At 74.5% G+C, this 10,708-nt stretch carries 10 protein-coding genes; 4 read left to right on the forward strand and 6 right to left on the reverse strand.

Features of this window, described 5'->3' with window-relative positions; genetic code table 11:
* The 3 genes from IE170_RS31960 to IE170_RS31970 all read right to left on the reverse strand — a co-directional run.
* Positions 1–2,294: lantibiotic dehydratase (locus tag IE170_RS31960; RefSeq protein ID WP_189812980.1), on the reverse strand; the 2,294-nt coding region annotated here is incomplete at its 3' end.
* A gap of 104 nt (positions 2,295–2,398) precedes the next feature.
* Positions 2,399–2,584: a thiazolylpeptide-type bacteriocin gene (locus IE170_RS31965; RefSeq protein WP_189812981.1), complete on the reverse strand. Its 186-nt coding sequence runs from the start codon at positions 2,582–2,584 to the stop codon at positions 2,399–2,401.
* Between the two features lie 62 nt (positions 2,585–2,646).
* Positions 2,647–2,838 carry a thiazolylpeptide-type bacteriocin gene (locus IE170_RS31970; protein ID WP_189812982.1) on the reverse strand — a complete coding sequence of 64 codons (192 nt, stop codon included), beginning with the start codon at positions 2,836–2,838 and terminating at the stop codon, positions 2,647–2,649.
* Positions 2,839–4,102: 1,264 nt separating this feature from the next.
* Between IE170_RS31970 and IE170_RS31975 the strand changes: the two genes are divergently transcribed.
* Positions 4,103–5,203: a DNA alkylation repair protein gene (locus tag IE170_RS31975; protein WP_189812983.1), complete on the forward strand. Its 1,101-nt coding sequence runs from the start codon at positions 4,103–4,105 to the stop codon at positions 5,201–5,203.
* A gap of 64 nt (positions 5,204–5,267) precedes the next feature.
* Here IE170_RS31975 and leuE read toward each other — a convergent pair whose 3' ends face one another.
* Both leuE and IE170_RS31985 read right to left on the reverse strand, forming a co-directional pair.
* Positions 5,268–5,948: a leucine efflux protein LeuE gene (gene leuE, locus IE170_RS31980; protein ID WP_189812984.1), complete on the reverse strand. Its 681-nt coding sequence runs from the start codon at positions 5,946–5,948 to the stop codon at positions 5,268–5,270.
* 22 nt (positions 5,949–5,970) lie between these two features.
* A complete protein-coding gene (locus IE170_RS31985; RefSeq protein ID WP_189812985.1) occupies positions 5,971–7,464 on the reverse strand; it encodes a B12-binding domain-containing radical SAM protein in 1,494 nt (497 codons plus the stop codon).
* 370 nt (positions 7,465–7,834) lie between these two features.
* On the opposite strand from IE170_RS31985, the gene IE170_RS31990 reads away from it, so the two are divergent.
* Entirely contained in the window at positions 7,835–8,695 is an 861-nt protein-coding gene (locus IE170_RS31990; protein WP_189812986.1) for an isocitrate lyase/PEP mutase family protein, read from the forward strand.
* Positions 8,692–8,988, forward strand: coding sequence for a hypothetical protein (locus tag IE170_RS31995; RefSeq protein WP_229885373.1), 297 nt, complete (start codon positions 8,692–8,694; stop codon positions 8,986–8,988). The genes IE170_RS31990 and IE170_RS31995 overlap by 4 nt, the downstream gene beginning before the upstream one ends.
* A gap of 34 nt (positions 8,989–9,022) precedes the next feature.
* Here the strand turns inward: IE170_RS31995 and IE170_RS32000 are convergent, their stop codons facing one another.
* Positions 9,023–9,487, reverse strand: coding sequence for a hypothetical protein (locus tag IE170_RS32000; RefSeq protein ID WP_229885378.1), 465 nt, complete (start codon positions 9,485–9,487; stop codon positions 9,023–9,025).
* 134 nt (positions 9,488–9,621) lie between these two features.
* Between IE170_RS32000 and IE170_RS32005 the strand changes: the two genes are divergently transcribed.
* Entirely contained in the window at positions 9,622–10,599 is a 978-nt protein-coding gene (locus IE170_RS32005; RefSeq protein ID WP_189812987.1) for a GlxA family transcriptional regulator, read from the forward strand.
* Positions 10,600–10,708 lie beyond the last annotated feature (109 nt).

The raw sequence follows: 10,708 nt of genomic DNA on the forward strand, positions 1-10,708 counted from the left end.
AGCATCACCGGGGCGAGGAAGCCGAGGTAGAGGACGTCGAGGAGCTCGCCGGTGGCCCGCAGGCGCAGGCGCAGCTGGTCGGATGCCGGGTCGTGCACCAGGTCCACGTCGGATTCCGCGATCGTGCCGTGATGCCGGTCGGGTCCGATCTCGGCGTCGACCAGCAGCGGGTGGAGGTTGGCGTTGAAGCCGCCCACCGGCCGGATCTGCGCCGCCCGGGCGCCGTAGCCGAGGCCCCGCCGGATCTCGCGGGCGACGGCGCGGGCCGCCGCGGGGGGCAGGCCTTCGAGGAAGCGGCTGGTGAAGCGGCCCCAGCCGGCGTACACGTGGTTGACGCAGAGCATTGCGCCGGCGGCGTCCGCCGGTGGGGGCTCGACCGCGTGCTGGACGAACCAGGCGTAGCCCAGCGGCCGGGCGGCGGTCCAGCCGGGCAGTCGGGCGGCCAGCCCGCGGACCTCCGCGGCCGGCAGGACGATCTCCTCGGGCGGGCCCTCCGACCCGCCGGAGGCGGCCGCGGCAGCCCTGGCGAGCCGTGCGAATTCCGCGCGCAGGCGCATCAGTTCGGCCGCCCCGGGCGGGAGGGCGGGGTCGTCGGCGGGGCGGGCGGCCAGGCGGGAGGCATCCTCCCAGGAGGCGGCGGTGTCGGCGGCGAACTCCCACGGGGCAGGGCAGGTGCCGCCGGTCCCGTAGCGCGCGGTGAAGCGCCGCACCGCGGCACGGCGCATCAGGTGGCCGAGGTCGAACAGCTCGGCGAAGGCCGTGAGTTCGGCGAGGGCCGTCCGATCGCCCGCCGACAGTGCGGCCGCCGGGGCGGGGGCGGCGCCGGCGGCCGGATCCGCGGCGGCGGGGCGGCGGGCGGCGGCCCGGTCGGGTCGGTCCGAGACCGGACCGCGCCCGACGGCGGGCGCGGCTTCGGGTGCGGCCGGTGCGCATGCCGGGGCGGGTCGCGGGGCATGGGGCCCGCCCGCGGCCAGTACGTCCTCGGAGAGCACGTTCAGCGGGGCGGCGCCGGCCGGCACAGGCCGTCCGGTGTCGGCGAGCAGGTCGCGCCAGCGCTCGGCGAGGTCGCCGAGCAGCGCGGGCCGTTCCGCGGCGGGGGTGTGGGCGAACCGGGCGGTGTCGGCGGCGAGGAGGTCGATGCGGTCGGCGAGCGCGGCGTCCTCGGGCCACCGGCGCAGCCAGCCCGCGAGGGCGCGCAGCGGCTGCGGGTGCTGCGGATCGACCGGGTCGACCGGTACCAGCAGCCCGTTCTCGGCGAGCTGACCCAGGAACCGGCGGACGGCCGGGTCGGCCTCCGGGCGGCCGAGGGCCGCGGCGAGCCGGGCGGCGAGCGCGTCCGGCGGCGCGGGCTGCACCGCGAGCCCGTCGAGGACGGCCAACGCGGGGTGCGCGGCGACCTCGATCTCCTCCTCGCGGGTGACCAGGTACCGGCCGCCCGCGAACACGGTGGTGTCCCGCATGTAGCGGACACGGCCGTCGCCGGTCGGGCGGGCACTGCTGGTCAGGCGGTGCGCGAGGGTGCCGCGGCGGCGCGGCTCGTCGAGCAGTGCGCAGACGAGAGCCGCGACCGGCGCCCGGTTCTCCCGGACCACGGCCCGCAAGGCGGGCGTGCCGGCGCCCGGGCCCTGGCCGTACCAGCCCACCGCGGTGTACCAGGACAGCGGGCTGGTCTTGGCGGTGGCGCGCAGTGCGTGGCGCAGCACCGAGGGCTCCTCCTTGCGGGCCCGGCGCCCGCCCTCGTCCCGGGCGGCCCGTGACACGGCGCGCAGCAGGTCCGTGCTGCTGAGGGCGACGGCCCGGGTGAAGCCCGGCGAGCGGCACACTTCTGCAAGGGCGGAGCGCTCGGCGGCCAGGGCCGCCGGGACGGCGTCGTCGGCCTCGGCGAGCAGGGCGGCGCGTTCCTCGCGCAGGGCGAGCCATGTGCCGAGCCGGGGGACGCGTACGGGCAGGTCGCCGAGCCGGGCCAGCAGGGCCGGCCGCGGTGCGCGGCCGTTGTGCAGTGCCCGGCGGAGCGGCAGCACCACCTGGCGGTGGAAGGCCTCGGAGTGGCCCGGCCGGGACGCGAACAGGTCGTCGCACAGTCCGGCCCGCAGCTCCTCCTCCTGTGCGGCGATCCGGGCGAGCCCGCCGAGCAGGGCCCGTACGCGGGAAGACGCCTCGGAGTCGGCCGGGTGCGGCGTGACGGTGGTGCGGACGAGCGCGTACGGGGCGGTCAGGGCGGGCGGCTCCGGCAGTGGGCGGTCGGCCCGCGCGGCTGCGGCGCGCGGCGGCGCCGTCTGGGCGGGGTGCGGCATGGCGGGGCTCCCGTGGTGGCGGATCCGGTCCTGGGGCGGGTGTTCGGCGCGGTGCCGGGGCCCGTGCGGCCGGCCCGGGGGCCGGCCGCACGGAGCGGCCTTGCTCAGAGGGGCAGTTCGGGAAGGCGCGGCTGGCCGCAGGACGAGGAGCCGCAGGAGCTGGAGCTCACACCGCCCGAAGCGCCCGTTTCGGGCAGGGCGACGGAGTCGCGCAGTGCTGTGACGGTGAGCTCACCGAGGTCGAGGTCGAGGTCGTCCAGGGCGAGGACGCCCTCGCTGGGGTCGGTCATGTGTCAGCCTCTCGCATCGTCGGAAAAGCGCATCAGGTAGAGCGGGTGGCGGCGGTGGGCCGTCAGCCGATGGGGGTGTCGGTCTGCGGCTGGGCGCAGGAGGAGGAGGCCTGGCAGGAGCAGGAGCCGTGCGAGGCGCCGCTCTCCGGCAGGGCGGCCGTGTCGCGCAGCGCCGTGATGGCCAGGTCGCTGAGGTCGAGGTCCAAGTCGAGGTCGAGGTCCTCGGGGGCGGTGCCGGCGGTGCTTTCGGGCATGGCGGACTTCCTCTCTGGTGGAAGGGGATGCCGGGCCGCGGTGAATGCGCCGGAGTGGTCCCGGCGCGTGCGGCCGGCGAACGGAGTCGCCCCGGGCGGGTGGTCGCCGGTTCGCCGCGCGGGCCGTGGCCGGACGGCCGCGGCACACGGCGAACGGCCCCGGGACGGCGTCCGAATGGGCGTTCGTTCGTGGTGCGTTTCGAGTCTCGGCGGCGGACCAGGCCAACGGCAAGTCCACATGTCACGTTGGCCTGTTGTCCTGGCCTGGTCCGTCACCTCAGCGGCAGTCCAATGACGCTCCACCGGACCACGAGTGGCCTGTGCTGTGGCCTCGGCGGGCCGGCCGGTCCACCGCGGCCGCGAATGATCGTTGCTGCGTGGTACGGCGCGCCGCAATCCGACGGTCTGTCGGGAACGCGCGGTTCCGCAGCCCTGGGACGCGCCACCCGGCGGCGGGCTCCGGCGGCCGGCGCTCCCCTCCGCGGCCGGTGGTCCGTCCGGAACCGGCCAAACTGCGCCACCCGGCCCCACCCCACCGCCGCCGCCCCGCCCCGCTGCGACCCCGCCCCCAGCGACACCCGGCGCCGTCCCCACCGTGCCTCCGCCCGGCCGCAGCCCCGGTGTGCGTACGCCCCCAGGGCACGGGGCCGGCCACGCACCTGTACCCGCAGCACCGTGTCGTGGGCCGAACCCGTACGACCCCCGGGGTCCGGGACCCCTTTCTGCGTGCCCGGTCGGGTGGGCTGAAGCCCTACGGTTCCCCGGCCCCGGGTTCGGTTCTGCGTGCCCGGCTTGGGCGGGCCGGGCCTGCGTAGGGTTCCCGGCCCCGGAACCCGGCTCGATGTGCCCGGGCCGAGACAGGCAGCCCGGGGCGTGCCTCCGGCGTACCGGCGCCACCCGTGGACGGGAGGGGCCCCTCCGCAGCCCCGGCCGCGGCGCAGTCTCACCCGCACCCGCCCCACATTGCGGCGAGGCCGTGCATGGCCGCCGCATCCCACCGCGCGCGACCCGTCGGCGGTCTTCCGGCGCCAGGCGGAGACCGGCCATGGCCGTGGCGGGGCTCGGACCGACGGCTCGGTCCCGTCCGCCTTCCGGCCCGCCGGCCCCCGCGTCGACTGCGCTACGGCTGCCGCCGCCGGTCGGGGCGGCCCGTCACCGCCCATGGAATCCCGGGACGGTGCCGCGGGCAGGCGTCGGCGGTAGCGGCACCCCCCGGGGGCAGGCCTGGGCCCGGGCGGTTCAGGGGATCGGTCACACTTGGTCCATGCCCACGGCCGATGAACTGCTCAGCGCGCACACCGTCCGGGACCTCGCCTGCCGCCTCGCCCCGGCAGCCGGACTCAGGTCCGCCCCGGCCCTGCTGGCCTGCGCCTCCGCGCTCGACGGGCTGACGTTCAGCGGCCGGGTCGCCGCCGTCCGCGATGCCGCCCTCATCGACCTGCCCGCCGACTGGGCCGCCTTCGAGGCCGCCCTGCGCGCCGCCCTGGCCGCGCCCGGATTCGACGGCTGGATGACCTTCCCCGTCAACGAGGCGGTCGCGGTCCGCGGCCTCGCCTCCGGCCCGGCCGCATTCGAGCCGGCCCTCGCCCTGCTGCGCGACCTCACCCCGCGCCTGACCGCGGAGTCCGCGGTCCGCCCCTTCCTGCGCGCCGACCGGGACCGCGCCCTGGCGCTGATGGGTTCCTGGGTCGAAGACCCCGACCCGCACGTCCGCCGCCTCGTCAGCGAAGGCACCCGGCCCCGGCTCCCGTGGGCGCCGCAGCTCCCCGAGTCCATCGCCGACCCGCGGCCCGCGCTGCCCCTCCTGGACGCCCTCTACCGCGACGACTCCGACTACGTGCGCCGCTCGGTCGCCAACCACCTCAACGACATCAGCCGCGACCATCCCGGGCTCGCCGTCGAGACGGCCGGACGCTGGCTGGCCGCGCCCGCGGCCACGACCGGCCGGGTGGCCCGGCACGGCCTGCGCACCGTCGTGAAGGCCGGCCGCGCCGACGCCATGACCGTCCTCGGGCACGCGCCCGACGCTCCGGTCACCGTCCGCGGACCGGTCGTCGCCACCGCCCGGGTCGCCGTCGGCGACTACCTCGTCTTCGACTACGCCCTCACCAACGACGCCGACACGCCCGCCGAACTCGTCCTCGACTACGTCGTCCACCACAGGAAGGCGAACGGCAGCCGCACCCCCAAGGTGTTCAAACTGGCCACCCGCACCCTCGCCCCCGGCGAGACCCTCACCGGAACCAGGCGGCACTCCTTCAAGCCCATCACCACCCGCCGCTACTTCCCCGGCGAGCACCTCGTACAGCTCCAGGTCAACGGCAGGCTGCACGGGGAAGCCGCCTTCGTGCTGGACGCGGGCTGACGGGCCGGCGCCGCCGCGCGGGGCGGGCGGCGGCCGGACACGCCGCCCGCCCCGCCGGCCGCCGTCAGTTGCCCGCCGTGGCCAGCTTGGCCGCGAACCCCAGGAACAGGGCTCCCGCCCCCGTCGTCAGCCCCGCGGAGAGCCTGCGCCGCCGCCGGAACTGCGCGGCCAGGTACGTGCCGCCCAGGATCAGCGCGGTGACGTAGGCAATGCTGATCACCTGGTAGACGAGGGCCAGCAGCCCGAACGACAACGCCGGGTGCGGGTAGTCGGGGTCGACGAACTGCACGAAGAAGGAGATGAAGAACAGGATCGCCTTCGGGTTCAGAACGGTGATCACCAGCGAGCGCCGGAACAACCGCCCCCCGGCCCCCGCAGCCCCCGCCCCCGCAACCCCCGGGGCCGCCGCTTCCTCCCCGTCCGCTCCCGCCGCCCGGCCGGGGCGCCGCCACATGGCCCACGCCGCCCGCATCATGCCGACGGCGATCCACGTGAGGTAGCCGGCGCCCGCGTACTTCACGATGGCGAACAGCAAGTCGTTGGTCTGGAGCAGTGAGGCCAGCCCCGCCGCCGTCGCCGCCATGAGGAGCGTCTCGCCGAGGAACACCCCTGCCGCGGCCCGGTAGCCGGCCCGCACCCCGAGCCGTGCGGCCACGGACAGCGTGAACAGCGAACTCGGCCCGGGCAGCAGGATGATGAGCAGGGCGCCGACGGTATACGTCAGCAGGTTCTCCACTCCGAGCATTCGGGCACCTTCCTTCCCCGCGCTATCCGACGTTGTTCCCGGTGCGCACGTTGTGGGCGCTCACCATCTCGTCGACTTCCGCGATCCGCTGCAAGGCGTGATCCTCGCTGATGTGCGTGAAGTTGTCCGCCCAATAAGCACCCAGCTCGTCGATGTCGAGCAGGTCCCGATCCCCGAACCGGTCCTGCATCTCCGCCCGCTCCGCAGTGGTGAAGGAGATTCCCAGGCCGGCCAGGTAGGCGTCGATGTCGCCGCTGCTCTTGAAGAAGTTCGGCCGCTCGTAGTCGACCAGCAGGTCCCATGCGGGACTGTTCGGCAGCGGAATGAACCGGGAGAACTCCACGGAGGACAGTTCCACCTCTCCGAGCATCTGCCGGATGCCGCTGATCGTGCGGTCCAGGGTTTCGGGCCGCTCGCCCGGTGCACCGGCGATGTACGAGGCGTGCACCGAGATGCCCGCCTTGTTGAGCATGCGGATCGCCTCGAGGTTCGTCTCGCCGGTCGTCTTGTTCTTCCGCTGCGCCTCCAGCATCTCCGGGTCGGCGGCGTCCAGGCCGATGTTCGCGCGGACCACGCCCAGGCGCCGCAGCTTGTCGACGTTGTTCCGCTTGGTCAGCCCGAGGGCCCGCGCGTACACCATCACCTGGAGTTCGCCGCCGTCGATCAGCCGCTTCAGGTGCGGGGGAGTGGCGTCGATGAGGGCGTCGACGTACCGGGGGCTCGCGGTGAAGCTGTCGTACACCTCGAAGAACAGGTTGATGCCGTGCTCGCGGTGGTACTGGTCGACCGTCTTCCAGAACCCCCGCGGATCCCCGGTGTTGACCGTGAGGTCCGCGATCGAGCAGTAGGTGCAGCGCTTGTGGCCGTTCTCGCAGCCCCGCGCGTTGTTCACCGTGACCGGGCGCACCTCGTGCCCGTGCAAATGGCCGAACTGCGCCCGGTAGTTGTCGGCGTAGACGTCGAGCACGTCGTGGATGAACGACAGGTCGGGAATCGTGTTGCGCAGTGAGAGGGCGTATTTCGGGGCCGGGTTGCGGCGGATCCTGCCGCCGTCCCGATAGGCGAGTGAGGAGACCTCCTCCACACTCCGGCCCTCCGCCAGGGCCCGGACCAGTTGCACGAACGGTATCTCGCCGCCGTCGTTGGCTATCACATAGTCGATCTGCGGCCTGTTCCGCAGGATCATCTCGGGGAAGAAGATCGCGTGGTCGTCGCCGAGGACGACCTGCGCCCCGCCCGCCTTCGCGGTCGATGCGATGTCCAGGGCCTCCGAATACGTCGGCGTGAGTGCGCTGATGCCGACCAGGTCGGGCGCGAAATCCCGGACGGCGCGCTGCACGGCGGCCGTGTTGGATATGCCTCCGTCGACGACGCGTATCTCGACGCGGTCGCCCAGGGCGTCCCGGGTCGCCGTGGCGAGCTGCACGATCCCGATGTGGGGGTAGCAGGCGTAGTTCGAGGCGTTCCGGTTGGCGGTGGGGTTGGGGGCGTTCGCGAGCAGCAGCTTCAGCGTCATTCCTTCTCCTGGCGGAAGAGGGGGGCGAAGCGGGCGGGCCGGTACGGTCCGTCACACGGATGGATCCATGAACATTTGCACACGAAGATTTGCCTGCAATAGGCACCTATCGGCCAGTGGGCGATCGGATCCGGACCGTGCGGCAGTGGGCGCTCGTGGGTGCCTCGCGCCACCCTCGAGCCCTGCTCGCGGCGGGGGCGGCGTGGCGTTTCTGCAGTGAACGGGGTCACTCGCGCGAGTGACACGCCGACGCCCCTCTGTTGCTTTAAGTGGCTGATCGGATACAAAGCGTGATGACTCTTTCTTTGCCTCCGCATTACCGTTTCGCGGCATTGCGGCAGGCCGTCCCACCCACTCCCGAGGAGACGCGTTGACCTACGGCAGCAAGCTCCGTGCCCGTATCGCCAGGCCCGGCACCACCCCGCTGATCGGCGTGTACGACATGTACTCGGCCTCGATCGCGGCCGACCACTACGACGGGATGTTCGTCTCAGGCTTCGGCTTCGCGGCCTCGTACTACGGCCTGCCCGACATCGGGTTCATCGCCTGGCCGGACATGCTCTCCTTCGTCCAGCGGCTGCGCGGGGCCTTCCCCGGCCACGACCTGCTCGTCGACATCGACGACGGCTACGTCGACCCCGAGGTCGCCTGCCACGTCGTCGAGAGCCTGGAGCGCATCGGCGCGTCCGGCATCATCCTCGAGGACCAGCGCCGCCCCCGCCGCTGCGGCCACGCCGACGGCAAGCAGGTGCTGCCCCTCGCCGAATACCTCGACAAGCTGAACATGGTCCTCGCCACCCGCAGGGACCTCGTCGTCGTCGCCCGGACGGATGCGACCGAGGAGGCGGACATCCTGCGGCGCGCCGAGGCGCTCGCCGCCACCGACGCGGACGTGGTCCTCGTCGACGGCGTGCGCAGCGTCGAGTGGATCCGCCGCATCCGCGAAGTCGTCGCGGGCAAGCCGCTGCTCTTCAACCAGATCGCCGGAGGGAAGTCTCCCCGGCTGTCCCTGGGCGAGCTGAGCGAACTCGGAGTCGACATCGCCATCTACAGCACGCCCTGCCTGTTCGCCGCGCACCGCGCGATGCACGACGCCCTGACCGAGCTCAAGCTGTCCGACGGCCGCCTGCCCGAGGCCGCCGCGGCCGGCGGCATCGGCGTCCGGGAGTCCACCAGCCTGCTGGCCCGGAACATCGCCCGCCAGCGCATCCTCGAAGGCGCCGGCGCGTGACCCGCCGCGTCCCGCTGCGGCTGCCCGTACAGCGGACGCCGGCCGCCCTGGCGGCCGCCGCCCTGACGGCCGTGTCGGCGGCGTGCGCCCTCGCCGGCGCCGGAGCCGCCCCCGCCGCGGCCGGCGACAGCCTGATCACGGTCATCGACAACTCCCACGCCGACTCGATAGTGGAGGTCGACCGCTCCGCCAACCTCCAGAACGGCTCGGGCACCTCCGGCAGCGACCACGACGGCAGCGCCGTCGACGTCCTGCAGGCCCTCGTCGGCTCCGCGCCCGCACCGATCCCGTAACGGGACCCGCCCCGAGCGGGGCGGCGCGCCTGCGTCAGGACCAGGCGAGCAGGGCGGCCGCCCCGCACAGGTCGACCACGCAGCACCACTCGGACCAGGCCCGGGGCACCACCCGGCCGGTCCGGTGGTGCACGAAGTCCCACACGGCGTGCGCCGCCCACCCGGCGGCCAGCAGCCGCAGGCCCGCGCTCTCGCCGACCGACACCGCGACGGCGGCGGCCGCCCCGAACACCAGCAGCCCGGCAACCTGGACCGCGACCATCCGCGTCCCGCCGAAGGCTCGGCGCAGCGCCCCGAAGAGCAGGTAGCAGACCGGCATCACCACCAGCAGCGCGGCCAGGAACCCCCGGCCCGGCAGCCCGTCCGCGAACGTGGCGGCGCCGAGCACCAGTGCCAGCAGGGTGGGCCACCGGTGGGCCACCGCAGCACCCGCCCGCGCACCGCGTGACGTACGGACGGCGGCGGACGGCGTGCCGGTGCGGGCGGAATCGGTCGTCACGGTGTCTCCCTGAAGGACAGGACGGATCGGCGGTCACGCCCAGGGTGGTCCGGTGAGGGGTCCCGGTGCAGCCGCCGCGGCCCGTCCCGTCCGACGGCTTGGGGTACCCGTCCTTCCGGCATAGGGTCGGGCCCATGGGGGAGCGGCTCATGGTGGTCGTCGGCTTCGAGGCGGCCGAACTGCTGGACATCGCGTGCGTGACGACCGGCCTCGCCATGGCCAACCAGCTCGGCACGCCCGACCGGCCCTACCGCGTCAGCCTCGCCGCCCCGGGCGGCGCACCGATCGTCTGCGGCACCGGGCTGACCCTGCACACCCAGCAGTCCCTCGAACGGCTCACCGGCCCCCTCGACACCCTCATCGTCTCCGGAGGCGTCGGCTTCGAACGCGCGGCCGCCGACGACCGCCTCGTGGGCCACGTCCGCCGCCTGGCCCGGGAGAGCCGCCGCGTCGCCTCCGTCTGCACCGGGGCGGCCGTCCTCGCGGCCGCGGGCCTCCTCGACGGCCGGCGCGCCACCACGCACTGGAGGTTCGCCGCCCGGCTCGCCGCCCGCTACCCGAAGGTGACCGTCGACCCCGACCCCATCTACATCCGCCAGGGGAACGTGTACACGGCAGCCGGCATCACCAGCGCCCTCGACCTCACCCTCGCCTTCGTCGAGGAGGACCACGGGCCCGAACTCGCCCGGCAGGTCGCCCGCGACCTCGTCACCTACCTGCAACGACCCGGCAACCAGGCCCAGATGAGCCTGCACACCGCCGCCCCGGCCCCCGACAGCGGAGTTGTCGCGAAAGTCGTCCGGCACGTCCTCGCCCACCCCGCCGACGACCTGGGCACGGCCCGCCTCGCCGCCCTCGCCGGGGTGACACCCCGCCACCTCACCCGCCTGTTCACCGAGCACCTCGGGCAGGCCCCCGGCCGGTACGTGCGCCAGGCCCGGACCGAGGCCGCGGCCCAGCTCCTCGCCGCCACCGGCCTCCCGGTGGCGGCCGTGGCCGCCCGCTGCGGCTTCGGCACCACGGAATCGCTGCGCACCGCGTTCACCGGCCGCTACGGCATCTCCCCCGCCCGCTACCGCGCCACCCAGCAGCGCCGCCCCACCGGAGGCTAGGGCCTGTCGTCAAACTCCCGCCTGCCCCGCGACGCCTGGCACGCGCTCTCGCCGCACCGGGCGAAAGCCCGAGTACGTCCGGTACGCGGGCTTCCGCCCGGCACGCCGA

Origin of the sequence: Streptomyces toxytricini (assembly GCF_014649915.1) — a bacterium.
Taxonomy (GTDB): Bacteria; Actinomycetota; Actinomycetes; order Streptomycetales; family Streptomycetaceae; genus Streptomyces; species Streptomyces toxytricini.

What these genes read in the sequence shown, in the direction of transcription:
- IE170_RS31965 (WP_189812981.1), bottom strand. Translation starts at nt 2,584, where the DNA reads ATGACCGACCCCAGCGAGGGCGTCCTCGCCCTGGACGACCTCGACCTC.
- IE170_RS31970 (WP_189812982.1), bottom strand. Translation starts at nt 2,838, where the DNA reads ATGCCCGAAAGCACCGCCGGCACCGCCCCCGAGGACCTCGACCTCGAC.
- IE170_RS31975 (WP_189812983.1), top strand. Translation starts at nt 4,103, where the DNA reads ATGCCCACGGCCGATGAACTGCTCAGCGCGCACACCGTCCGGGACCTC.
- leuE (WP_189812984.1), bottom strand. Translation starts at nt 5,948, where the DNA reads ATGCTCGGAGTGGAGAACCTGCTGACGTATACCGTCGGCGCCCTGCTC.
- IE170_RS31985 (WP_189812985.1), bottom strand. Translation starts at nt 7,464, where the DNA reads ATGACGCTGAAGCTGCTGCTCGCGAACGCCCCCAACCCCACCGCCAAC.
- IE170_RS32005 (WP_189812987.1), top strand. Translation starts at nt 9,622, where the DNA reads ATGGGGGAGCGGCTCATGGTGGTCGTCGGCTTCGAGGCGGCCGAACTG.